Genomic DNA, 23057 nt, shown 5'->3' with positions numbered 1-23057 from the left:
TTTACTGTATAATATTGCTAAATAAATAGCGGTCGGAGGGATCAAGGTGGAAGCAGGCTTCGTAAGTGTAGGCGACGTTACATTTCGTGATTTAGAGGATGAGGCAATCGTTGAGTTAGTTCGAAAAGGTAATACTGACGCTCTAGAATATTTAATTCATAAATATAAGAACTTTGTTCGCGCGAAATCAAGATCTTATTTCTTGGTGGGTGCCGATCGAGAAGATATTGTTCAAGAAGGTATGATTGGATTGTTTAAAGCAATTCGTGATTATAAAGAGGACAAGCTGTCTTCGTTCAAAGCATTTGCTGAACTGTGTATTACTCGACAAATTATTACCGCTATTAAAACAGCAACAAGACAAAAACATATTCCTTTAAATTCGTATGTGTCTTTAGATAAGCCGATTTACGATGAGGAATCTGATCGAACGTTATTGGATGTTATTTCCGAAGCGAAGGTGACTGATCCTGAAGAGATGATCATTAGTCAAGAAGAATATACCGACATAGAGTCTAAAATATCTGAATTATTAAGCGATTTAGAAAGAAAAGTACTTTCTTTATACTTAGATGGTCGCTCTTATCAAGAGATTTCGGAACAGTTAAATAGACATGTGAAATCTATTGATAACGCTTTACAGCGGGTGAAGAGAAAATTGGAACGATATATGGAAATGAGAGAGAGTACAACTTTAAATTCATAGAAAGTAACGCAGGTGTAAATTAATTCACCTGTTTTCTTTTTGTAACGAGAGTGAGAGTCATGACATTGACATTGTCTTTTGTTGTATGATACATTTTTAGGGACATAATGTTACAAGGCTGGTGTAACTAATGAGGAAAAAAGTTGTACTCTCATGTGAAGAGTGTAAAAATCGAAACTACTCTACGATGAAAGATACGAGCTCAGTAGAGCGACTTGAGATAAAGAAGTTTTGTAAAACATGCAATAAGCATACAGTTCACAAGGAAACAAAATAAATAATACACTGGAGGTCCCGCAGATGCGTTTAACGAACTTTTTCGGCGATGTAGGTCGCGAAATGAAAAAAGTAAGTTGGCCTAAAAAAGATGAATTACTCCGCTCAACAGCGACTGTTATCGCTACAGTTGTGTTCTTTGCGATTTTCTTCGCAGTAGTTGATATGGGCATTTCTTCTTTAATTCGGTTAATTCTTGGTTAATTCTTGAATAAGAAGCACTTATCCATGATATAATGTTATTTATAAGAACTGTGTAAAAGCCCGGTGAACGGGTTTTTTCATTTGCGCAAAAAAATGTACGTCAGGGAGGGAAGGACGCTCGTCCTAAATGAATGGAAAAAAGTTGGTATGTTGTCCATACTTATTCTGGATATGAAAATAAAGTAAAGGCAAACCTAGAGAAACGTGTAGAATCAATGGGTATGCAAGATAAAATTTTCCGTGTTGTTGTCCCAGAAGAAGTAGAAGTAGAAATGAAAAATGGTAAAGAAAAAATAATGAAAAGAAAAGTGTTCCCAGGTTACGTGTTAGTGGAACTAATCATGACTGATGACTCTTGGTATGTTGTTCGTAATACACCGGGTGTAACAGGTTTTGTTGGTTCTTCAGGTTCTGGATCTAAACCATCCCCTCTATTAGAAGAGGAAGTTGTTACCATTATGAAGCATATGGGAATGGACAATGAAGTGGTTGATTTCGACTTTGAACTTCATGAGACAGTACGTGTAAATGAGGGACCATTCGCAGATTATACAGGTGCTATTGAAGAAATTGATGTGGAGAAGAAAAAAGTGAGTGTGCTTGTAGATATGTTTGGTCGCGAGACTCCAGTTGAACTTGACTTCCATCAAATTGAAAAATTATAAAATGAAACTTGAAATGAATTGTAAAAAGTGATAATATCTTTTAAGTCAGTACGTCTTCGTTATCGGAGACGTTTTTTGAAAGATTTTATCGTTACAGATAAAATATGACGTGGGAGGGCAAATCACTGTCCAATTGACCACATCACGGACTTAAGGAGGTGTGTCTCGTGGCTAAAAAGGTAATTAAAATGGTAAAGCTTCAAATTCCTGCAGGTAAAGCTAACCCAGCTCCACCAGTTGGTCCAGCATTAGGACAAGCAGGTGTTAACATCATGGGCTTCTGTAAAGAGTTTAACGCTCGTACAGCAGATCAAGCTGGTCTTATCATCCCTGTTGAAATTACGGTATTTGAGGACCGTTCATTCACTTTCATTACTAAAACTCCTCCTGCTGCTGTTCTTCTTAAGAAAGTAGCTGGTATTGAGTCTGGTTCTGGTGAACCAAACCGTAATAAAGTGGCAACTGTTAAGCGTGATAAAGTACGCGAAATCGCTGAAACTAAAATGCCTGACCTAAACGCTGCTAGCGTAGAAGCTGCAATGCGTATGGTTGAAGGTACTGCACGCAGTATGGGCATCGTTATCGAAGACTAATTCGATTTGTTTTTAAAAAAGGTTGCGGGTCTGGAATTCCAATTCGCAACCTTTATTATCGTAAATGATTATCGTTTTTTAAAATAAAAGGATGGCGCGCATCCTCAGGTTATCCCTGGAAAAAAAGCGTAAACGTGGGAGGTTATTCCGCTAAAACCACATTCGAGGAGGAAATAAAAATGGCTAAAAGAGGTAAAAAGTACGTAGAAGCTGCGAAGCTTGTTGATCGTGCAACTGCTTACTCTGCAACAGAAGCAGTAGAATTAGTAAAGAAAACAAACACAGCTAAATTTGATGCAACTGTAGAAGCTGCATTCCGTTTAGGTGTTGACCCTAAGAAAGCTGACCAACAAATTCGTGGCGCAGTTGTTCTTCCACACGGTACTGGTAAAGTACAACGTGTATTAGTATTCGCTAAAGGCGAAAAAGCAAAAGAAGCTGAAGCTGCTGGCGCTGAATTCGTAGGCGATGCTGATTACATCGGTAAAATCCAACAAGGTTGGTTCGATTTCGATGTAGTAGTAGCAACTCCTGACATGATGGGTGAAGTTGGTAAACTTGGTCGCGTATTAGGACCTAAAGGTTTAATGCCAAACCCTAAAACTGGAACAGTTACTTTCGATGTAACTAAAGCTGTTAACGAAATCAAAGCTGGTAAAGTTGAATACCGCGTTGATAAAGCTGGTAACATCCACGTTCCAATCGGTAAAGTATCTTTCGAAGATGCTAAACTAGTAGAAAACTTCAAAACAATTGCTGACACGCTACAAAAAGCTAAGCCAGCTGCTGCAAAAGGTACTTACATGAAGAATGCAACTGTTGCTTCTACAATGGGACCTGGCGTACGCGTAGACGTTTCTACACTTGCGTAAAAATTGGAAGTTGACTTCATAAAGAAGTTTTAATATAATCATTTATGTTGTGAATTTAAATAGTGTACCGTAGACAGTAGGTGTCATTCGACTTAATTTCCTACCTAGGTGTTAATATACGAAGCGGAATCTTTTTTCTGTGACTATATGCCTCCATGTCTACAAGTTGGGCATGGAGGTTTTTAGTGCACTTTCGGTACATCTTCTATATAATCTACAGGAGGTGTAATAACATGAGCAAAGTAATCGAAACTAAACAACAAGTTGTAACTGAAATCGCGGACAAACTTCGCGCTAGTAAATCTACAATCGTTGTTGACTACCGTGGTTTAACAGTTTCTGAAGCAACAGAATTACGTAAGCAATTACGTGAAGCTGGCGTTGAGTTCAAAGTTTACAAAAACTCTTTAACTCGTCGTGCTGCAGAGTCTGCTGAAATGGCTGAGTTAAACGAATTCTTAACAGGACCAAACGCAATCGCGTTCAGTAACGAGGATGTAGTTGCTCCTGCGAAAGTATTAAACGACTTCGCTACAAAACATGAAGCTTTAGAAATTAAAGCGGGCGTAATCGAAGGTAAACTTGTAACACTTGATGAGGTTAAAGCTATCGCTACTCTTCCATCACGTGAAGGCTTACTTTCTATGCTTCTTAGCGTTCTTCAAGCTCCAATCCGTAACCTTGCACTTGCTACTAAAGCAGTTGCAGAACAAAAGGAAGAGCAAGGCGCTTAATTTTTTAAAAGATAATTACTTGTTATCTATAAAACAATACAAACCTATTTAAGGGAGGATATTTACAATGACTAAAGAACAAATCATTGAAGCAGTTAAATCTATGACTGTATTAGAACTTAACGACTTAGTAAAAGCTATCGAGGAAGAATTCGGCGTAACTGCTGCTGCTCCTGTAGCTGTAGCTGGTGGCGCTGGTGAAGCTGCTGCTGAGAAAACTGAATTTGACGTAGTACTTGCAAGTGCTGGCGCTCAAAAAATCAAAGTTATCAAAGCTGTACGTGAAATCACTGGTCTTGGCTTAAAAGAAGCTAAAGAATTAGTTGACAACACTCCAAAAGCAATCAAAGAAGGCGTTTCTAAAGAGGAAGCTGAAGAAATGAAAGCTAAACTTGAAGAAGTTGGCGCTGCTGTAGAAGTTAAGTAATTAACTTTTGATGCTTTAAAAAGCTCGCTCTCATGCGAGCTTTTTTTTTAACTGTAAAGAAAAGAGGTGGCCATATGGCAGACCATTATTTTTCTAACGACCCTTCTAGTAAGAGTGATCGTAAACGATGGGAATTTACGCTTCGTGAATCTCGATTTACTTTTTTATCTGACCATGGGGTGTTCTCGAAAAACGAAGTGGACTTTGGTTCTCGTCTTTTAATTGAAGCGTTTCAAATGCCAGATGTTAAAGGTAATGTGTTAGACGTAGGGTGTGGGTACGGTCCAATCGGTTTGTCGTTAGCGAAAGAGTTTCAAGATCGTGAAATTCACATGGTGGATGTGAATGAAAGGGCCTTGGGGCTTGCAAAAGAAAATGCCGCTAATAACAAAATTGAAAATGTACGTATTTTGCAAAGTAGTGTCTATGAAAATGTAGATGGCAAGTATGCTGTTATTCTATCTAATCCTCCAATTCGTGCTGGTAAAGATATCGTGCATGAGATTTTAGAAAAAGCTGTAGAGTATTTAGTTTCAGGTGGAGAATTGTGGATTGTTATTCAAAAGAAACAAGGTGCACCATCTGCGCTAAAAAAACTAGAAGAAGTATTTTCTGAAGTTGAAGTTGTAGAAAAGAAAAAAGGATATTATATCATAAAATCAAAAAAGCGTTGACGGTTATTTTTGGCTATGTTAACATTATACAATGCCAATATATGATTTTCTGCGTTGAGAAAAGATGTATATTTTTGTTTCTCTTGGAAAAGATAGTAAAATCAGCAGATTATGAAACAGAATGATGGTTTTCTTAAAGAAGCCATTTTTCTTTTTGAGCAGGTAGAAAGACTCAACGTATCTATCTTTAAGAGAAAAAAACTACGCTAATAGCAGTAGTTGTATTTATTTGTGATTTTGCACAAATTTTTTTGTGCATTTATAATACTCATGATTTGAGGGGTGAAGCAGTTGACAGGTCAACTAGTTCAATACGGACGCCACCGCCAACGAAGAAGTTATGCCCGTATTAGTGAAGTATTAGAGTTACCAAATCTTATCGAAATTCAAACCTCTTCTTATCAGTGGTTTCTTGATGAGGGTTTGCGAGAAATGTTCCAAGACATTTCTCCGATCGAAGACTTTACGGGAAATCTATCGCTTGAATTTATCGACTACAGCTTAGGTGAACCTAAATACTCTGTAGAAGAATGCAAAGAGCGTGATGTGACGTATGCAGCACCACTTCGTGTAAAAGTGCGTCTAATCAACAAGGAAACTGGTGAAGTAAAAGAACAAGATGTGTTCATGGGAGATTTCCCACTCATGACAGAGACTGGAACATTCGTAATTAACGGTGCAGAACGTGTTATCGTTTCCCAGTTAGTTCGCTCTCCAAGCGTATACTATAGTGGCAAAGTGGATAAAAACGGAAAACGTGGTTTTACTGCTACTGTAATTCCAAACCGCGGGGCTTGGTTAGAGTATGAGACAGATGCTAAGGATGTTGTATATGTACGTATTGACCGTACTCGTAAACTTCCTGTAACTGTTTTGTTACGCGCATTAGGGTTTGGCTCTGATCAAGAAATCACCGAGCTTTTAGGTGATAACGAATACTTAAGCAACACATTAGAAAAAGACAACACAGATAGCACAGAAAAAGCATTGCTTGAAATTTATGAGCGTCTACGCCCTGGTGAACCACCAACAGTAGAAAATGCAAAGAGCTTACTTGTGTCTCGTTTCTTTGATCCGAAGCGCTACGACTTAGCAAATGTAGGTCGCTATAAGATCAACAAAAAGCTACACATTAAAAATAGATTGTTTAACCAACGTTTAGCTGAAACACTGGTGGATCCAGAAACTGGTGAAATTTTAGCGGCAGAAGGAACAGTCTTAGATCGTCGTACGCTTGATCGCATTCTACCTTACTTAGAGAAAAACATTGGATTCAAAACAGCGAAACCAATGGGCGGAGTGGTAGCAGGCGATGTTGAGCTGCAATCCATTAAGATTTATGCTCCTGAGTCAGAAGGCGAACGCGTAATTAACGTAATTGGTAATGCAAATATTACTCGTGATATAAAACATATTACACCAGGTGATATCCTTGCTTCTATCAGCTACTTCTTCAACCTACTATACAAAGTAGGGGACACAGACGATATCGACCACTTAGGAAACCGTCGTTTACGTTCAGTAGGAGAGCTTTTACAAAACCAATTCCGTATCGGTCTTTCTCGTATGGAGCGTGTTGTTCGTGAGAGAATGTCGATTCAAGATACAAATGCAATTACACCACAGGCGTTAATTAACATCCGTCCTGTTATTGCATCTATTAAAGAGTTCTTCGGAAGTTCTCAGTTATCTCAGTTCATGGACCAAACAAACCCATTAGCAGAGTTAACTCACAAACGAAGACTATCTGCATTAGGACCCGGTGGTTTAACGCGTGAGCGCGCAGGCTTTGAAGTGCGTGACGTTCACTACTCTCACTACGGTCGTATGTGTCCGATTGAAACACCAGAGGGACCAAACATCGGTTTGATTAACTCATTATCTTCGTTCGCGAAAGTAAATGAGTTTGGTTTCATTGAAACACCATACCGTCGTGTTGACCCAGAAACTGGTCTTGTAACAGGGCAGGTTGATTATTTAACAGCAGATGAAGAAGATAATTATGTTGTAGCCCAAGCGAATATGAAATTATCTGAAGAAGGAGAATTCCTTGATGAAGATATCGTAGCTCGTTTCCGTGGTGAAAACATTGTCACAAATAAAGAACGCATCGACTATATGGATGTATCTCCAAAGCAAGTAGTGTCGGCAGCGACAGCTTGTATTCCGTTCTTAGAAAACGATGACTCTAACCGCGCACTTATGGGAGCGAACATGCAACGTCAGGCGGTTCCGTTAATGAATCCGGAATCACCGATTGTAGGTACAGGTATGGAGTACGTATCAGCAAAAGACTCAGGTGCTGCAGTAATCTGTAAACACCCTGGTGTTGTTGAACGCGTAGAAGCACGTGAAGTTTGGGTACGTCGCTATGTAGATGTTGACGGTCAAACAGTAAAAGGCGACTTAGATCGCTACAAAATGCAAAAATTCATTCGTTCTAACCAAGGAACTTGCTACAACCAACGTCCAATCGTAAGTGTTGGAAATGAAGTTGTAAAAGGTGAAATCCTTGCGGATGGTCCTTCTATGGAATTAGGTGAACTAGCACTTGGACGTAACGTGCTTGTTGGCTTCATGACATGGGACGGTTATAACTATGAGGATGCGATCATTATGAGTGAGCGCCTTGTAAAAGATGATGTGTACACTTCTATTCATATTGAAGAATATGAGTCAGAAGCTCGTGATACGAAGCTTGGACCAGAAGAAATTACACGTGATATTCCAAACGTCGGAGAAGATGCACTTCGTAACCTTGATGAGCGTGGTATTATTCGCGTCGGTGCTGAAGTAAAAGATGGAGATCTACTTGTTGGTAAAGTAACACCTAAAGGTGTAACAGAACTAACAGCAGAAGAACGTCTATTACATGCAATCTTCGGTGAAAAAGCACGTGAAGTACGTGATACATCACTACGTGTACCACATGGTGGTGGCGGTATTATCTTAGACGTAAAAGTATTCAACCGTGAAGATGGCGATGAATTGCCACCGGGCGTGAATCAACTTGTACGTGCGTATATCGTTCAAAAACGTAAAATTTCTGAAGGTGACAAGATGGCAGGACGTCACGGTAACAAAGGTGTTATCTCTCGTATTTTACCAGAAGAAGATATGCCTTACTTACCAGATGGTACGCCAATCGATATCATGTTAAACCCATTAGGGGTACCATCTCGTATGAATATCGGTCAGGTATTAGAGCTTCATCTTGGTATGGCAGCAAGATACCTTGGCATTCACATTGCAACACCAGTATTCGATGGTGCTCGTGAGGAAGATGTATGGGGCACAATTGAAGAAGCTGGTATGGCAAATGACGCGAAAACAATCCTGTATGACGGACGTACTGGTGAACCATTCGATAACCGCGTATCTGTTGGTGTCATGTATATGATCAAACTTGCGCACATGGTTGACGATAAACTTCATGCTCGTTCTACTGGACCATACTCACTTGTAACGCAGCAACCTCTTGGAGGTAAAGCTCAGTTCGGTGGACAGCGTTTCGGTGAGATGGAGGTTTGGGCACTTGAAGCTTATGGTGCTGCTTATACTCTTCAAGAAATCTTAACAGTGAAGTCTGATGATGTTATCGGACGTGTTAAGACGTATGAAGCAATTGTTAAAGGTGAAAATGTTCCAGAACCAGGCGTTCCTGAATCATTCAAAGTATTGATTAAAGAACTGCAAAGTTTAGGTATGGACGTTAAAATGATGTCTAGCGACGATAAAGAAATCGAAATGCGTGATACAGAAGATGACGACGATCATCAATCAGCAGATAAATTGAATGTCGAAGTTGAGACAACTAAGGAATAATTGGGATAACCTGTAGACTAAAAGGGAGGTAGGCCCCTTGATAGATGTAAATAACTTTGAATATATGAAGATTGGACTTGCTTCACCTGACAAGATTCGTTCTTGGTCATACGGTGAAGTTAAGAAACCAGAAACAATTAACTATCGTACGTTAAAGCCTGAAAAAGATGGCTTGTTCTGTGAGCGTATTTTCGGACCACAAAAGGACTGGGAATGTCATTGCGGAAAATACAAACGTGTACGTTATAAAGGTGTAGTTTGTGATCGATGTGGCGTTGAAGTAACGCGTGCAAAAGTTCGTCGTGAACGTATGGGTCATATCGAATTAGCTGCTCCTGTATCTCATATTTGGTATTTCAAAGGTATCCCGAGCCGCATGGGACTTGTCTTAGACATGTCCCCTCGCGCGCTTGAAGAAGTAATTTATTTCGCTTCTTATGTTGTAACAGAAAGTGGAGATACACCACTTGATAAGAAGCAATTACTTTCTGAAAAAGAATACCGTGCATATCGTGATCGATATGGTAGCACATTCCAAGCTGCTATGGGTGCAGAAGCGATTAAAAAGCTACTACAAGATATCGATTTAGATAAAGAAGTAGACTTCTTAAAAGAAGAATTAAAAACAGCACAAGGACAACGCCGTACTCGTGCTATTAAACGTCTAGAAGTATTAGAAGCATTCCGTAACTCTGGAAATCACCCATCTTGGATGATCCTAGATGTTCTTCCAGTTATCCCACCAGAACTACGCCCAATGGTACAGTTGGATGGTGGACGTTTTGCTACTTCTGATTTAAACGACTTATACCGTCGTGTAATTAACCGTAACAACCGTTTAAAACGTCTATTGGACTTAGGTGCACCAAGCATCATCGTTCAAAACGAAAAACGTATGTTACAAGAAGCTGTAGACGCATTAATCGATAATGGTCGCCGTGGCCGTCCAGTTACTGGACCAGGTAACCGTCCATTAAAATCTCTATCTCACATGCTTAAAGGTAAACAAGGACGTTTCCGTCAAAACTTATTAGGTAAACGTGTTGACTACTCTGGTCGTTCAGTAATCGTTGTAGGACCGAACTTAAAGATGTACCAATGTGGATTACCGAAAGAAATGGCGCTTGAACTGTTCAAACCTTTCGTTATGAAAGAGTTAGTTGAAAAAGGTTTAGCACACAACATTAAGAGTGCTAAACGTAAAATCGAGCGTGTACAACCTGAAGTTTGGGACGTTTTAGAATCTGTGATTAAAGAACATCCAGTACTTCTAAACCGCGCACCAACACTTCACCGTCTTGGTATCCAGGCGTTTGAACCTACACTAGTAGAAGGTCGTGCAATCCGTCTTCACCCACTTGTATGTACTGCATACAACGCGGACTTTGACGGTGACCAAATGGCAGTTCACGTTCCGTTATCATCAGAAGCACAAGCAGAAGCTCGTATTCTTATGTTAGCGGCACAAAACATCTTGAATCCAAAAGACGGAAAACCAGTTGTTACTCCATCTCAGGATATGGTATTAGGTAACTACTACTTAACACTTGAGCGTGAAGGTGCAATCGGTGAAGGTATGGTCTTCAAAGATGCCAACGAAGCAATACTTGCATACCAAAATGGATATGTACATCTGCACACGCGTGTTGCAGTTGCTGCAAGTTCAGTAAATAATGTAACGTTTACTGAAGAGCAAAAAGGTAAGCTTCTATTAACAACAGTTGGTAAATTAATATTTAACGAAATCTTACCAGAGTCGTTCCCTTATATTAACGAACCAACAAACTCAAACCTTGAAAAAGAAACACCAGCGGAATATTTCGTTGAAAAAGGTGCGAACATTAAAGAAATTATTGCTAGTCGCGAAGAAGTGGCACCATTTAGCAAGAAGATTCTTGGTAACATCATTGCGGAAGTATTCAAGCGTTTCAAAATTACAGAGACGTCTCGCATGCTTGACCGTATGAAGAACTTAGGATTTAAATACTCTACAAAAGCTGGTATTACAGTTGGGGTATCTGACATTCTTGTATTAGGTGAAAAAGATGAAATTCTCCACGAAGCACAAGCAAAAGTAGATAATGTAATTAAACAATTCCGTCGCGGTTTAATCACGGAAGAAGAACGTTACGATCGTGTTATCTCTATTTGGAGTAATGCAAAAGACGTTATCCAAGGAAAACTGATGAAGTCCTTGAATAAACGCAATCCAATCTTCATGATGAGTGATTCCGGTGCCCGTGGTAACGCATCTAACTTCACTCAGCTTGCTGGTATGCGTGGTCTGATGGCCAATCCATCTGGTCGTATCATTGAACTTCCGATCAAATCAAGTTTCCGTGAAGGTTTAACAGTACTTGAGTACTTCATCTCTACGCATGGTGCTCGTAAAGGTCTTGCCGATACAGCACTTAAGACTGCCGATTCTGGTTACTTAACACGTCGTCTTGTAGACGTTGCACAAGATGTAATTGTTCGTGAAGATGATTGTGGAACAGATCGCGGTTTACTAATCGGTGCGATTAAAGAGGGTAATGAAGTAATTGAGTCATTATATGATCGTCTTGTTGGACGTTTTGCAAGAAAAACTGTAAAACATCCTGAAACAGGTGAAGTATTAGTTGCTGAAAATCAATTAATTACTGAAGATATCGCTCATATCGTTGAAAATTCGGGTGTTGAAACTGTAAACATTCGTTCAGCGTTTACGTGTAACACTCGCCATGGTGTATGTAAGAAGTGTTACGGTCGTAACTTAGCAACTGGTACAGACGTAGAAGTAGGAGAAGCGGTAGGTATTATCGCGGCTCAATCTATCGGTGAGCCAGGTACACAGTTAACGATGCGTACGTTCCATACAGGTGGGGTTGCCGGTGATGATATCACACAAGGTTTACCTCGTATCCAAGAGATCTTTGAAGCTCGTAATCCGAAAGGTCAGGCAGTTATCAGTGAAATCGACGGTGTTATCGCAGCGATCAACGATGTTAAAGATCGCCAAGAAGTAGTTGTACAGGGTGAGGTTGAAGCTCGTACGTATGCTATTCCTTACGGTGCTCGTCTGAAAGTAACGCCAGGACAGCCAATTAGCCACGGTAAAGAGTTAACAGAAGGTTCTATTGATCCGAAAGAATTACTAAAAGTAACGGACATTACGGCAGTTCAAGAATACTTATTACGTGAAGTTCAAAAAGTATACCGTATGCAAGGGGTAGAAATTGGTGACAAACACGTAGAGGTAATGGTACGTCAAATGCTACGTAAAGTTCGTGTAAGTGATGCAGGTGAAACAGATGTATTACCAGGAACATTACTAGATATCCATCAGTTTACTGATGCGAATGCGAAGGTGTTACTGCAAGGTAAACAACCAGCAACGGCTAGACCTGTTCTACTTGGTATTACAAAAGCTTCACTTGAAACTGATTCATTCTTATCTGCAGCATCATTCCAAGAAACAACTCGTGTCTTAACTGATGCAGCAATTAAAGGTAAACGTGATGAGCTTCTAGGACTGAAAGAGAACGTTATTATCGGTAAACTTGTTCCTGCTGGAACAGGTATGAATCGTTATCGCAAAGTTGATCTTGTAAAAACAACACAAGATGACATGAATGTAGAAAACGATGAGATTTATGTGGAACAGTAAAATTTTCCGTCGTAAATTTTGTATAAAAACATCTAATCCTAGTTGACATTGTATGAGTCAAAATGTTACTATAATCAAGGTTGCTCCTGAACGATGCTTTGGAGGATATTTATATGTCTTATCAAAAAGTGTCAAATGCTGAAAATGTAGTCGTTGGTCATAAACGAACATTGGAAGCAATCAAAAATGGTATAGTTAAAGAAGTTGTTATTGCAGAAGATGCTGATGTGCGGTTAACCCATATTATCATTCGCACTGCTTTGCAACATAACATACCCATAACCAAAGTTGAATCAGTTCGTAAGCTTGGAAAAGTTTCGGGGATTCAAGTGGGAGCTTCAGCAATAGGAATAATAAGTTAAAACTGTTTTTGTGAGGAGAGAGCATTTGCTCTTCCTTGCAAAAACTTTGTTTTCAACTAATAATGAACCACCTGGATATGTGGTCATACAAACATGCGAAGGGAGGATAATCAAATGCCTACTATTAACCAATTAGTGAGAAATGGTCGTACTGATAAAGTATGGAAATCTAAATCACCTGCGTTAAACAAAGGTTTTAACTCTTTAAAGAAAAAATCAACTGATATCTCTGCACCTCAAAAACGTGGTGTATGTACTCGTGTTGGTACAATGACTCCAAAGAAACCTAACTCAGCGTTACGTAAATACGCTCGTGTACGTTTAACAAACGGTATTGAAGTTACAGCTTACATCCCAGGTATCGGTCATAACCTACAAGAGCATAGCGTAGTATTAATTCGCGGTGGTCGAGTAAAGGATTTACCAGGGGTACGTTACCACATCGTTCGTGGAGCGCTTGATACAGCTGGTGTTGACAAACGTATGCAAGGACGTTCTAAATATGGTACTAAGCGACCAAAACCTGCTAAAAAATAATAAACTTATAATGAAAGGAGGAACTCAATATGCCTCGTAAAGGACCTGTTGCGAAACGTGACGTGTTACCTGATCCAATGTACAATTCTAAACTTGTAACACGCCTAATCAACAAAATGATGGTTGACGGTAAAAAAGGTAAATCTCAAACAATTCTTTATAACGCTTTCGATATCGTTCGTGAACGTTCAGATAAAGAACCAATGGAAGTATTCGAGCAAGCTCTTAAGAACATCATGCCTGTTCTTGAAGTACGCGCTCGTCGTGTTGGTGGTGCTAACTACCAAGTTCCAGTTGAGGTTCGTCCAGAACGCCGTACAACTTTAGGTCTTCGCTGGTTAGTAAACTATGCTCGTCTTCGTGGTGAAAAAACTATGGAAGAGCGTCTAGCTTACGAAATCTTAGATGCAGCTAACAACGCTGGTGCATCTGTTAAGAAACGTGAAGACACTCATAAAATGGCAGAAGCTAACAAAGCATTTGCTCATTACCGTTGGTAGGATTCAACGTAAAATAAATGTAAGCATAAACCGCTTTATTTGTCGCTTATGGAAGTGTGGAGAGGGAGAATGCCTCTCCCTTTCGTTGGGCGCTCGTTTTACATAATGAGGGTACTGGACACTGGCATATGTAACAATATAAAGTGGCTTTTTTGCTACTTAAAATAAAAAAATCCAATCCATATATGGAAGGAGCAAGACACCAAATGACAAGAGAGTTCTCTTTAGAAAACACTCGTAATATTGGTATCATGGCTCACATCGATGCTGGTAAAACTACAGCAACTGAGCGTATTCTGTATTACACAGGACGTATTCATAAAATCGGTGAAACTCATGAAGGTGCATCTCAGATGGACTGGATGGAGCAAGAGCAAGAGCGTGGTATCACAATTACTTCTGCTGCAACTACAGCTCAATGGAAAGGTCACCGTGTAAACATCATTGACACTCCAGGACACGTAGACTTCACAGTAGAAGTAGAACGTTCTTTACGCGTACTTGATGGTGCGGTAGCAGTACTTGATGCACAATCTGGTGTTGAACCACAAACAGAAACTGTTTGGCGTCAGGCTACTACTTACGGTGTACCTCGTATCGTATTCGTTAACAAAATGGATAAGATCGGTGCAGATTTCTTATACTCTGTAGGAACAATCCACGATCGTTTACAAGCAAACGCACATCCAATTCAGTTACCAATCGGTGCTGAAGATGAGTTCAATGGTATCATTGACCTTGTTGAAGAGTGTGCTTACATGTACGGTAACGATTTAGGAACAGACATCGAGCGTGTCGAAATTCCTGAAGAGCACAAAGAACTAGCTGAAGAATACCGTGGAAAGCTTATTGAAGCGGTAGCTGAGCTTGATGAAGAAATGATGATGAAGTACCTAGAAGGTGAAGAAATCACTGTAGAAGAGCTTAAAGCTGGTATCCGTAAGGCTACAACTTCTGTAGAATTCTTCCCAGTAATCTGTGGTTCTGCATTCAAAAACAAAGGTGTTCAAATTCTGTTAGACGCAGTTATCGACTACCTACCATCTCCATTAGATGTACCTGCTATTAAAGGTACTCTTCCGGATACAGAGGAAGAAGTAGAACGTAAGTCTAGCGATGAAGAACCATTTGCAGCTTTAGCATTCAAAATCATGACTGACCCTTATGTTGGTAAGTTAACGTTCTTCCGTGTGTACTCTGGTGTGTTAAACTCTGGATCATACGTGAAAAACTCAACTAAAGGTAAGCGTGAGCGTGTAGGTCGTATCCTACAAATGCACGCTAACAGCCGTGAAGAGATTTCAACAGTTTACGCTGGTGACATCGCTGCTGCTGTAGGTTTAAAAGATACTACTACTGGTGATACTCTTTGTGACGAGAAGAGCCTTGTTATCCTTGAGTCTATGGAATTCCCAGAGCCAGTTATCTCTGTAGCTATCGAACCAAAATCTAAAGCTGACCAAGATAAAATGGGTACAGCATTATCTAAGCTTTCTGAAGAAGATCCAACATTCCGTGCTCACACTGACCAAGAAACTGGCCAAACAATCATCGCTGGTATGGGTGAACTTCACCTTGATATCATCGTTGACCGTATGCGCCGTGAATTCAAAGTTGAAGCAAACGTTGGTGCTCCTCAGGTAGCATACCGTGAAACTTTCCGCGCTGCTGCGAAAGTTGAAGGTAAGTTCGCTCGTCAATCTGGTGGACGTGGACAATTCGGTCACGTTTGGATTGAGTTTGCACCTAACGAAGAAGGTAAAGGATTTGAATTCGAAAACAAAATCGTCGGCGGTGTAGTTCCACGTGAATACATCCCAGCTGTTGGAGCGGGTCTTGAAGACTCACTTAAAAATGGTGTACTAGCTGGTTACCCACTAGTTGACATTAAAGCAGCATTAGTTGACGGTTCTTACCATGATGTCGATTCATCTGAGATGGCGTTCAAAATCGCTGCATCTATGGCACTTAAAGCTGCGGTTTCTAAATGTAACCCAGTAATTCTTGAGCCAATGATGAAAGTTGAAGTTGTAATTCCTGAAGAATACATGGGAGACATCATGGGTGACGTAACATCTCGTCGTGGACGTGTAGAAGGTATGGAAGCTCGCGGTAACGCACAAGTTGTTCGCGCTATGGTTCCACTTTCTGAAATGTTCGGTTATGCGACAGCATTACGTTCAAACACTCAAGGACGCGGAACATTCTCAATGACATTTGATCATTATGAAGAAGTACCGAAGTCTGTTTCAGAAGAAATTATTAAAAAAAATAAAGGTGAATAATTGATTTTTATCGATTGTTCAAGTATAACTACTTATGTAAGCTTAGAAAGTGAGACTTCGGTTTCGCTTTCTAGTCTAAATATAAAATAACCTATATAAACTAAGGAGGAATTTAGAATGGCTAAAGCTAAATTCGAACGTTCTAAACCCCATGTTAACATCGGTACAATCGGCCACGTTGACCATGGTAAAACTACATTAACTGCTGCGATCACTACAGTTCTTGCAAAAGCTGGTGGTGCTGAAGCACGCGGATACGATCAAATCGACGCTGCTCCAGAAGAAAGAGAGCGCGGAATCACAATCTCAACTGCACACGTTGAGTACGAAACTGAAACTCGTCACTATGCACACGTTGACTGCCCAGGTCACGCTGACTATGTTAAAAACATGATCACTGGTGCTGCTCAAATGGACGGCGGTATCTTAGTAGTATCTGCTGCTGATGGCCCAATGCCTCAAACACGTGAGCACATCCTTCTTTCTCGTCAAGTAGGTGTACCTTACATCGTTGTATTCTTAAACAAATGCGACATGGTAGACGACGAAGAATTATTAGAATTAGTAGAAATGGAAGTTCGTGACCTATTATCTGAATACGGATTCCCAGGCGACGACATTCCTGTAATCAAAGGTTCTGCTCTTAAAGCTCTTCAAGGAGAAGCTGATTGGGAAGCAAAAATCATTGAATTAATGACTGAAGTTGATGCTTACATCCCAACTCCAGAACGTGAAACTGACAAACCATTCTTAATGCCTATCGAGGATGTATTCTCTATCACAGGTCGTGGTACAGTTGCAACTGGTCGTGTAGAGCGCGGAATCGTTAAAGTTGGTGACGTAGTAGAAATCATCGGTCTTGCTGAAGAGAATGCTTCTACAACTGTAACTGGTGTAGAAATGTTCCGTAAACTTCTTGACCAAGCTCAAGCTGGAGACAACATCGGTGCTCTTCTTCGTGGGGTTGCTCGTGAAGACATCCAACGTGGACAAGTTCTTGCTAAAACTGGCTCTGTAAAAGCACACGCTAAATTCAAAGCTGAAGTTTTCGTATTATCTAAAGAAGAAGGTGGACGTCACACTCCATTCTTCGCTAACTACCGTCCTCAGTTCTACTTCCGTACAACTGACGTAACTGGTATCATCCAATTACCAGAAGGTACTGAAATGGTAATGCCTGGTGACAACATCGAAATGACTATCGAACTTATCGCTCCAATCGCTATCGAAGAGGGAACTAAATTCTCTATTCGTGAAGGTGGACGTACAGTAGGTTACGGCGTAGTTGCAACTATCGTTGAGTAATCTTAACTGATATAAAAACCCAAGGGATTCTCCCTTGGGTTTTTTGTTTGTGTTTATATAATGAGTAAGATTATATTTTTATGTTTTGACGAGTTTCTTCTATAGTAATATAAAACCAACAAAACAAAACCCAGAAACTGTAAAATGAATTCTGTTAGATGAAAACTTGAAATTCTTTAAAGTGCCATGTATAATAGCAAAAGTAGAGAAAAGCAGATGCAAACAAAAAGATGCTTGCATCTAGACGAATAACATTGTATAATAGACAATGTTGGTCTTTGACTGCGATGAAGTGGAAGGTTGCTGACACACCCGGCCGCTTTGCCATGGCATGGTGTGGGGAAATTTCCATGGAGAAGGTCTATTTTAGAAATAGGCGAACGAAGGAGGGAAAATAATGGCAAAAGAAAAAATTCGTATCCGTTTAAAAGCTTATGATCACCGTATTCTTGATCAATCAGCTGAGAAAATTGTAGAAACAGCTAAGCGTTCTGGGGCAACAGTTTCTGGTCCGATCCCATTACCAACTGAGAAGACTATTTACACAATTCTTCGTGCTGTTCATAAGTACAAAGATTCTCGTGAGCAATTCGAAATGCGCACACACAAACGTTTAATCGATATCGTGAGTCCTACTCCACAAACAGTAGATTCATTAATGCGTTTAGACTTACCGTCTGGTGTAGATATCGAAATCAAACTATAAATTATATAACTTAAAAATGTAGGAGGTGTAACTCATGACCAAAGGAATCTTAGGAAGAAAGATCGGTATGACTCAAGTATTTGCTGAGAACGGTGAGTTAATCCCAGTAACAGTTATCGCTGCTAATCCAAACGTTGTTCTTCAAAAGAAAACAACTGAAACTGATGGCTACAATGCAATCCAGTTAGGATTTGAAGATAAACGTGAAAAGTTAACTAACAAACCTGAACAAGGCCACACTGCTAAAGCATCTACAACTCCTAAGCGCTTCATTCGCGAAATCCGCGATGCAGACGTGGACGGATTAGAGGTTGGTCAAGAGGTAAAAGTTGAAGTTTTCGCTGCAGGTGAAATCGTTGACGTAACAGGAATTTCTAAAGGTAAAGGTTTCCAAGGTGTTATCAAACGCCACGGACAATCTCGCGGACCTATGTCTCATGGTTCTCGCTATCACCGTCGTCCAGGTTCAATGGGCCCAGTTGCTCCGAACCGTGTATTCAAAGGCAAAAAACTTGCTGGACGTATGGGTGGAGACCAAGTTACTATCCAAAACTTAGAAATCGTTCAAGTTGACACTGAGCGCAACTTATTACTAGTAAAAGGTAACGTTCCAGGTGCTAAGAAATCTCTTGTAGTTGTTCAAGGCGCTGTGAAGGTTAGCAAATAATTCACAATAGGAAGGAGGAATTCCAATGCCAAAAGTTACTGTATATAACCAAACTGGTTCACAGGTTGGTGAAATCGAATTAGCTGAAGCTATTTTCGGTATCGAACCAAATGAAGCTGTACTTTTCGAAGCTGTAATGATGCAACGTGCATCTTTACGTCAAGGTACACACAAAGTAAAAACTCGTTCTGAAGTTCGCGGTGGTGGTCGTAAACCATGGCGTCAAAAAGGAACTGGACGTGCTCGTCAAGGGTCTATCCGCTCTCCTCAATGGCGTGGTGGTGGTACGGTATTCGGACCTACACCAAGAAGCTATGCGTACAAACTTCCTAAGAAAGTTCGTCGTTTAGCAATCAAATCTGCATTAGCTACTAAAGTAGTTGAGAACAACATTGTAGTTCTTGAAGACCTAGTGTTAAATGCACCAAAAACAAAAGATATGCTAGCAGTACTTAAAGGATTAACTGTTGAGAAGAAAGCTCTTATCGTAACTGCTGATGCAAACGAATCTGTAGAGTTATCTGCTCGCAATATCCCTGGAGTAACAGTAATCACTGCTGATGGCGTAAACGTTTTAGACGTGCTTCATCATGATAAGCTAATCATGACAAAAGCGGCAGTGGAAAAAGTAGAGGAGGTGCTTGCATAATGAGAGATCCTCGTGATATCATTAAGCGCCCAGTTATCACTGAACGTTCTATGGAAATGATGGCTGAAAAAAAATACACGTTCGATGTGGACGTTAAATCTAATAAAACAGAAGTTAAAGATGCTCTTGAAGCGATCTTTGGTGTTAAAGTAGAAAAAGTGAACATCATGAACTACAAGCCGAAAGCAAAACGCGTTGGTCGTCACGCTGGTTTTACTAGCCGTCGTCGTAAAGCAATCGTTAAGCTAACTGCTGACAGCAAAGAAATCGAAATCTTCCAAGGCGTTTAATTCTTACTAAAGAAGGAGGGAAATTGAGATGGGAATTAAAAAGTATAATCCAACTACTAACGGTCGTCGTAATATGACTACGAATGATTTCGCTGAAATCACGACTGACAGACCCGAAAAGTCATTACTTGCTCCTTTAAGCAAGAAGGCGGGTCGTAATAACCAAGGTAAAATTACTGTACGTCATCAAGGTGGCGGACATAAGCGTCAATACCGTATCATCGACTTTAAGCGTAACAAAGATGGAATTCCAGGACGCGTTGCTACGATCGAATACGATCCAAACCGCTCTGCGAATATCGCATTAATTAACTACGTTGACGGTGAAAAACGTTACATTCTTGCTCCTAAATCTTTAGAAGTAGGTATGGAAGTTATGTCTGGCCCAGAAGCTGACATTAAAATCGGTAATGCATTACCATTAATCAACATTCCAGTAGGTACTGTTGTTCATAACATCGAGCTTAAGCCTGGTCGTGGCGGACAATTAGTTCGTTCTGCTGGTACATCTGCTCAAGTACTTGGTAAAGAAGGTAAATACGTACTTGTACGTTTAACTTCTGGTGAAGTACGTCTTGTATTATCTGCTTGTCGCGCTTCAATCGGTCAAGTTGGTAACGAACAACACGAACTTATCAAAATCGGTAAAGCAGGTCGCTCTCGCTGGTTAGGTAAACGCCCAACAGTTCGTGGTTCTGTAATGAACCCGGTTGATCACCCACACGGTGGTGGTGAAGGACGTTCTCCAATCGGACGTAAGTCTCCAATGTCTCCATGGGGTAAACCAACTCTTGGATTCAAGACTCGTAAGAAAAATAAAGCGTCTGATAAATTTATCGTTCGTCGTCGTAAAAAATAATGGGATTGTAGTACGGTTCATTTCTAGAACCGTACGCCAATCACGAAGGGAGGCACCAAAATGGCTCGTAGCTTAAAAAAAGGACCATTTGTCGATGATCACTTAATGAGCAAAATGGAAAAATTAGTTGCATCTGAGCAAAAACAAGTTGTTAAAACTTGGTCTCGCCGTTCAACAATCTTCCCTCAGTTCATCGGACACACAATCGCTGTATATGATGGTCGTAAACACGTACCTGTGTACATCACTGAGGATATGGTTGGCCATAAGTTAGGTGAATTCGCACCAACTCGTACGTATAAAGGTCACCTTGCTGACGATAAGAAAACTAGAAGATAATGAGAGGAGGCACTTCAATGCAAGCTAAAGCAGTAGCGAGAACAGTTCGTATTGCTCCTCGTAAAGTTCGTTTAGTAGTAGACTTAATCCGAGGTAAGCAAGTGGGTGAAGCGATTGCTATCCTTAACCACACACCAAAAACTGCTTCTCCAGTTGTAGAAAAAGTTTTAAAATCTGCAATCGCAAATGCAGAGCACAATTATGAGATGGATATTAACAACCTAGTTGTTGAAAAAGTTTTCGTTGACGAAGGTCCAACGTTGAAACGTTTCCGTCCACGTGCAATGGGTCGTGCAAGCCAAATTAACAAACGCACAAGCCACATCACAGTTGTGGTATCAGAAAAGAAGGAGGGATAATCGATGGGTCAAAAGGTTAATCCAATTGGTCTTCGTGTCGGTGTTATCCGTGACTGGGAATCTCGTTGGTTCGCTGAGAAAGATTACGCTACATTATTACATGAAGACATCAAAATCCGTGAGTACATTACTGTACGCTTAAAAGATTCTGCTGTTGCTAAAGTAGAAATCGAACGTGCAGCAAATCGTGTAAATGTTACAATTCACACTGCAAAACCTGGTATGGTAATTGGTAAAGGTGGTACTGAAGTTGAAGCACTTCGCAAAGCTCTTAACCAATTAACAGGCAAGCGTGTACACATCAATATTTTAGAAGTTAAGAGAGCTGATCTTAACGCTAAATTAGTAGGCGAAAACATCGCTCGTCAATTAGAAAACCGTGTATCATTCCGTCGTGCACAAAAGCAAGTTATTCAACGTGCTATGCGTGCAGGTGCTAAAGGTATTAAAACACAGGTTTCTGGTCGTCTTGGCGGAGCTGATATCGCTCGTGCAGAATCTTACAGTGAAGGAACTGTTCCACTTCATACACTTCGCGCTGATATTGACTATGCAGCAGTTGAAGCTGATACAACATACGGTAAATTAGGCGTAAAAGTATGGATCTACCGTGGAGAAGTCCTTCCTACAAAAAAGAAAGCTTCTGAGGAAGGAGGAAAATAATATGTTAATGCCAAAACGCGTAAAATATCGTAGAGAGCATCGTGGTAAAATGCGTGGTCGTGCAAAAGGTGGAACTGAAATTGCTTTCGGTGAATTCGGTTTACAAGCACAAGCTGCTTCATGGATTACAAACCGTCAAATCGAAGCTGCTCGTCGTGCAATGACTCGTTACATGAAACGTGGCGGTAAAGTATGGATTAAAATTTTCCCTTCTAAGCCTTACACTGCAAAACCTCTAGAAGTACGTATGGGTTCCGGTAAAGGGGCACCAGAAGGCTGGGTAGCAGTAGTAAAACCTGGGAAAATTATGTTCGAAATCGCGGGTGTATCTGAAGAGGTAGCACGCGAAGCATTACGTCTTGCAGCTCACAAGTTACCTGTGAAATGTAAATTCGTAAAACGTGAAGAAAATGGTGGTGAATCTAATGAAAACTAATGATATTCGTGAATTAACCACTGCCGAAATCGAAACAAAAGTTAAAGCTTTAAAGGAAGAGTTGTTTAATCTTCGCTTCCAACTTGCTACAGGACAATTAGAGAATCCAACTCGCATTCGTGAAGTGCGTAAAGCAATTGCTCGTATGAAAACTGTAGTTCGTGAAAGAGAGATCGGAATTAATCGATAAATTGAGGGGAGGTTTGCATAGTGAGCGAACGTAACCAACGCAAAGTTTATACTGGTCGTGTAGTGTCTGACAAAATGGACAAAACGATTACAGTTTTAGTTGAAACTTACAAAACTCATTCCTTGTACGGAAAACGTGTTAAGTATTCTAAGAAGTACAAAGCCCATGATGAGCAAAACCAAGCGAAACTTGGCGATATCGTTAAAATCATGGAAACTCGCCCGCTTTCTGCTACTAAGCGTTTCCGTTTAGTTGAAATCGTTGAAGAAGCGGTTATTATCTAAA

The 23057-nt window shown here is 40.3% G+C and carries 27 protein-coding genes and 1 other annotated feature; all 27 genes read left to right on the top strand.

Annotation, left to right across the window (positions count from 1 at the left end):
- Window positions 1-46: 46 nt before the first annotated feature.
- The 27 genes from DPQ31_RS00660 (at window position 47) to rpsQ (ending at window position 23056) form a co-directional block, all read left to right on the top strand.
- A complete protein-coding gene (locus DPQ31_RS00660) occupies window positions 47-706 on the top strand; it encodes an RNA polymerase factor sigma-70 (RefSeq protein WP_000387198.1) in 660 nt (219 codons plus the stop codon).
- A 130-nt stretch (window positions 707-836) separates the two neighbouring features.
- Window positions 837-983 carry a 50S ribosomal protein L33 gene (gene rpmG / locus DPQ31_RS00655; RefSeq protein WP_012260172.1) on the top strand — a complete coding sequence of 49 codons (147 nt, stop codon included), beginning with the start codon at window positions 837-839 and terminating at the stop codon, window positions 981-983.
- A 23-nt stretch (window positions 984-1006) separates the two neighbouring features.
- A complete protein-coding gene (secE, locus tag DPQ31_RS00650; protein WP_001241321.1) occupies window positions 1007-1186 on the top strand; it encodes a preprotein translocase subunit SecE in 180 nt (59 codons plus the stop codon).
- A 131-nt stretch (window positions 1187-1317) separates the two neighbouring features.
- Window positions 1318-1851, top strand: a complete 534-nt coding sequence (nusG, locus tag DPQ31_RS00645) for a transcription termination/antitermination protein NusG (protein WP_000415793.1) — start codon at window positions 1318-1320, stop codon at window positions 1849-1851.
- Window positions 1852-2018: 167 nt separating this feature from the next.
- Window positions 2019-2444 (top strand): 50S ribosomal protein L11, encoded by a 426-nt coding sequence (rplK, locus tag DPQ31_RS00640; protein ID WP_001085872.1) that lies wholly within the window; start codon window positions 2019-2021, stop codon window positions 2442-2444.
- 179 nt (window positions 2445-2623) lie between these two features.
- Window positions 2624-3316, top strand: coding sequence for a 50S ribosomal protein L1 (gene rplA / locus DPQ31_RS00635; protein ID WP_002093855.1), 693 nt, complete (start codon window positions 2624-2626; stop codon window positions 3314-3316).
- Window positions 3317-3365: 49 nt separating this feature from the next.
- Window positions 3366-3510: a sequence feature (ribosomal protein L10 leader region), on the top strand.
- Between the two features lie 39 nt (window positions 3511-3549).
- Complete coding sequence (gene rplJ / locus DPQ31_RS00630) at window positions 3550-4050, top strand: 50S ribosomal protein L10 (RefSeq protein WP_000048718.1); 501 nt, start codon at window positions 3550-3552, stop codon at window positions 4048-4050.
- 67 nt (window positions 4051-4117) lie between these two features.
- A complete protein-coding gene (rplL, locus tag DPQ31_RS00625; protein ID WP_000159737.1) occupies window positions 4118-4477 on the top strand; it encodes a 50S ribosomal protein L7/L12 in 360 nt (119 codons plus the stop codon).
- Between the two features lie 74 nt (window positions 4478-4551).
- Window positions 4552-5151 (top strand): class I SAM-dependent methyltransferase, encoded by a 600-nt coding sequence (locus tag DPQ31_RS00620; RefSeq protein ID WP_000763276.1) that lies wholly within the window; start codon window positions 4552-4554, stop codon window positions 5149-5151.
- Window positions 5152-5442: 291 nt separating this feature from the next.
- Window positions 5443-8976, top strand: coding sequence for a DNA-directed RNA polymerase subunit beta (gene rpoB / locus DPQ31_RS00615; RefSeq protein WP_097959563.1), 3534 nt, complete (start codon window positions 5443-5445; stop codon window positions 8974-8976).
- 37 nt (window positions 8977-9013) lie between these two features.
- The gene (gene rpoC / locus DPQ31_RS00610; protein ID WP_000567945.1) at window positions 9014-12625 is read left to right on the top strand and encodes a DNA-directed RNA polymerase subunit beta'; all 3612 of its coding nucleotides are present in this window, start codon (window positions 9014-9016) and stop codon (window positions 12623-12625) included.
- Window positions 12626-12738: 113 nt separating this feature from the next.
- Window positions 12739-12987: a 50S ribosomal protein L7ae-like protein gene (locus tag DPQ31_RS00605; protein ID WP_000121831.1), complete on the top strand. Its 249-nt coding sequence runs from the start codon at window positions 12739-12741 to the stop codon at window positions 12985-12987.
- Between the two features lie 114 nt (window positions 12988-13101).
- Window positions 13102-13524 carry a 30S ribosomal protein S12 gene (gene rpsL / locus DPQ31_RS00600; RefSeq protein ID WP_001142341.1) on the top strand — a complete coding sequence of 141 codons (423 nt, stop codon included), beginning with the start codon at window positions 13102-13104 and terminating at the stop codon, window positions 13522-13524.
- A 29-nt stretch (window positions 13525-13553) separates the two neighbouring features.
- Window positions 13554-14024, top strand: a complete 471-nt coding sequence (gene rpsG, locus DPQ31_RS00595) for a 30S ribosomal protein S7 (protein ID WP_001137492.1) — start codon at window positions 13554-13556, stop codon at window positions 14022-14024.
- A 206-nt stretch (window positions 14025-14230) separates the two neighbouring features.
- Window positions 14231-16309, top strand: a complete 2079-nt coding sequence (fusA, locus tag DPQ31_RS00590) for an elongation factor G (RefSeq protein ID WP_000196385.1) — start codon at window positions 14231-14233, stop codon at window positions 16307-16309.
- Between the two features lie 117 nt (window positions 16310-16426).
- Entirely contained in the window at window positions 16427-17614 is a 1188-nt protein-coding gene (gene tuf / locus DPQ31_RS00585; RefSeq protein WP_001029617.1) for an elongation factor Tu, read from the top strand.
- A 397-nt stretch (window positions 17615-18011) separates the two neighbouring features.
- Entirely contained in the window at window positions 18012-18320 is a 309-nt protein-coding gene (rpsJ, locus tag DPQ31_RS00580) for a 30S ribosomal protein S10 (RefSeq protein ID WP_001040595.1), read from the top strand.
- A gap of 34 nt (window positions 18321-18354) precedes the next feature.
- Entirely contained in the window at window positions 18355-18987 is a 633-nt protein-coding gene (rplC, locus tag DPQ31_RS00575; RefSeq protein WP_000160209.1) for a 50S ribosomal protein L3, read from the top strand.
- Between the two features lie 25 nt (window positions 18988-19012).
- On the top strand, window positions 19013-19636 hold the full coding sequence (gene rplD / locus DPQ31_RS00570) for a 50S ribosomal protein L4 (protein ID WP_001127258.1): 624 nt from the start codon (window positions 19013-19015) through the stop codon (window positions 19634-19636).
- Complete coding sequence (gene rplW / locus DPQ31_RS00565; RefSeq protein WP_001205558.1) at window positions 19636-19926, top strand: 50S ribosomal protein L23; 291 nt, start codon at window positions 19636-19638, stop codon at window positions 19924-19926. The genes rplD and rplW overlap by 1 nt, the downstream gene beginning before the upstream one ends.
- Window positions 19927-19954: 28 nt before the next feature.
- Window positions 19955-20785 carry a 50S ribosomal protein L2 gene (gene rplB / locus DPQ31_RS00560; protein ID WP_000511583.1) on the top strand — a complete coding sequence of 277 codons (831 nt, stop codon included), beginning with the start codon at window positions 19955-19957 and terminating at the stop codon, window positions 20783-20785.
- A 60-nt stretch (window positions 20786-20845) separates the two neighbouring features.
- On the top strand, window positions 20846-21124 hold the full coding sequence (gene rpsS, locus DPQ31_RS00555; protein WP_000124454.1) for a 30S ribosomal protein S19: 279 nt from the start codon (window positions 20846-20848) through the stop codon (window positions 21122-21124).
- A gap of 17 nt (window positions 21125-21141) precedes the next feature.
- A complete protein-coding gene (gene rplV / locus DPQ31_RS00550; protein WP_001148024.1) occupies window positions 21142-21483 on the top strand; it encodes a 50S ribosomal protein L22 in 342 nt (113 codons plus the stop codon).
- A gap of 3 nt (window positions 21484-21486) precedes the next feature.
- The gene (gene rpsC / locus DPQ31_RS00545; protein ID WP_000529958.1) at window positions 21487-22146 is read left to right on the top strand and encodes a 30S ribosomal protein S3; all 660 of its coding nucleotides are present in this window, start codon (window positions 21487-21489) and stop codon (window positions 22144-22146) included.
- A 1-nt stretch (window position 22147) separates the two neighbouring features.
- Window positions 22148-22582 carry a 50S ribosomal protein L16 gene (gene rplP / locus DPQ31_RS00540; protein ID WP_000928969.1) on the top strand — a complete coding sequence of 145 codons (435 nt, stop codon included), beginning with the start codon at window positions 22148-22150 and terminating at the stop codon, window positions 22580-22582.
- Window positions 22572-22772, top strand: a complete 201-nt coding sequence (gene rpmC / locus DPQ31_RS00535) for a 50S ribosomal protein L29 (protein WP_000855718.1) — start codon at window positions 22572-22574, stop codon at window positions 22770-22772. Before rplP ends, rpmC begins: the two co-directional genes overlap by 11 nt.
- 20 nt (window positions 22773-22792) lie before the next feature.
- A complete protein-coding gene (gene rpsQ, locus DPQ31_RS00530) occupies window positions 22793-23056 on the top strand; it encodes a 30S ribosomal protein S17 (RefSeq protein WP_000004106.1) in 264 nt (87 codons plus the stop codon).
- Window position 23057: the final 1 nt, after the last annotated feature.

The organism is Bacillus sp. COPE52 (assembly GCF_003355115.1).
In the GTDB taxonomy this organism is placed as follows: Bacteria; Bacillota; Bacilli; order Bacillales; family Bacillaceae_G; genus Bacillus_A; species Bacillus_A toyonensis.
Note: the sequence above shows the minus strand (reverse complement) of the source record. Positions and strands in the feature narration are given on the sequence as shown.

What these genes read in the sequence shown, in the direction of transcription:
- rpmG (WP_012260172.1), top strand. Translation starts at nt 837, where the DNA reads ATGAGGAAAAAAGTTGTACTCTCATGTGAAGAGTGTAAAAATCGAAAC.
- secE (WP_001241321.1), top strand. Translation starts at nt 1,007, where the DNA reads ATGCGTTTAACGAACTTTTTCGGCGATGTAGGTCGCGAAATGAAAAAA.
- nusG (WP_000415793.1), top strand. Translation starts at nt 1,318, where the DNA reads ATGGAAAAAAGTTGGTATGTTGTCCATACTTATTCTGGATATGAAAAT.
- rplA (WP_002093855.1), top strand. Translation starts at nt 2,624, where the DNA reads ATGGCTAAAAGAGGTAAAAAGTACGTAGAAGCTGCGAAGCTTGTTGAT.
- rplJ (WP_000048718.1), top strand. Translation starts at nt 3,550, where the DNA reads ATGAGCAAAGTAATCGAAACTAAACAACAAGTTGTAACTGAAATCGCG.
- rplL (WP_000159737.1), top strand. Translation starts at nt 4,118, where the DNA reads ATGACTAAAGAACAAATCATTGAAGCAGTTAAATCTATGACTGTATTA.
- DPQ31_RS00620 (WP_000763276.1), top strand. Translation starts at nt 4,552, where the DNA reads ATGGCAGACCATTATTTTTCTAACGACCCTTCTAGTAAGAGTGATCGT.
- DPQ31_RS00605 (WP_000121831.1), top strand. Translation starts at nt 12,739, where the DNA reads ATGTCTTATCAAAAAGTGTCAAATGCTGAAAATGTAGTCGTTGGTCAT.
- rpsL (WP_001142341.1), top strand. Translation starts at nt 13,102, where the DNA reads ATGCCTACTATTAACCAATTAGTGAGAAATGGTCGTACTGATAAAGTA.
- rpsG (WP_001137492.1), top strand. Translation starts at nt 13,554, where the DNA reads ATGCCTCGTAAAGGACCTGTTGCGAAACGTGACGTGTTACCTGATCCA.
- fusA (WP_000196385.1), top strand. Translation starts at nt 14,231, where the DNA reads ATGACAAGAGAGTTCTCTTTAGAAAACACTCGTAATATTGGTATCATG.
- tuf (WP_001029617.1), top strand. Translation starts at nt 16,427, where the DNA reads ATGGCTAAAGCTAAATTCGAACGTTCTAAACCCCATGTTAACATCGGT.
- rpsJ (WP_001040595.1), top strand. Translation starts at nt 18,012, where the DNA reads ATGGCAAAAGAAAAAATTCGTATCCGTTTAAAAGCTTATGATCACCGT.
- rplC (WP_000160209.1), top strand. Translation starts at nt 18,355, where the DNA reads ATGACCAAAGGAATCTTAGGAAGAAAGATCGGTATGACTCAAGTATTT.
- rplD (WP_001127258.1), top strand. Translation starts at nt 19,013, where the DNA reads ATGCCAAAAGTTACTGTATATAACCAAACTGGTTCACAGGTTGGTGAA.
- rplW (WP_001205558.1), top strand. Translation starts at nt 19,636, where the DNA reads ATGAGAGATCCTCGTGATATCATTAAGCGCCCAGTTATCACTGAACGT.
- rplB (WP_000511583.1), top strand. Translation starts at nt 19,955, where the DNA reads ATGGGAATTAAAAAGTATAATCCAACTACTAACGGTCGTCGTAATATG.
- rpsS (WP_000124454.1), top strand. Translation starts at nt 20,846, where the DNA reads ATGGCTCGTAGCTTAAAAAAAGGACCATTTGTCGATGATCACTTAATG.
- rplV (WP_001148024.1), top strand. Translation starts at nt 21,142, where the DNA reads ATGCAAGCTAAAGCAGTAGCGAGAACAGTTCGTATTGCTCCTCGTAAA.
- rpsC (WP_000529958.1), top strand. Translation starts at nt 21,487, where the DNA reads ATGGGTCAAAAGGTTAATCCAATTGGTCTTCGTGTCGGTGTTATCCGT.
- rplP (WP_000928969.1), top strand. Translation starts at nt 22,148, where the DNA reads ATGTTAATGCCAAAACGCGTAAAATATCGTAGAGAGCATCGTGGTAAA.
- rpmC (WP_000855718.1), top strand. Translation starts at nt 22,572, where the DNA reads ATGAAAACTAATGATATTCGTGAATTAACCACTGCCGAAATCGAAACA.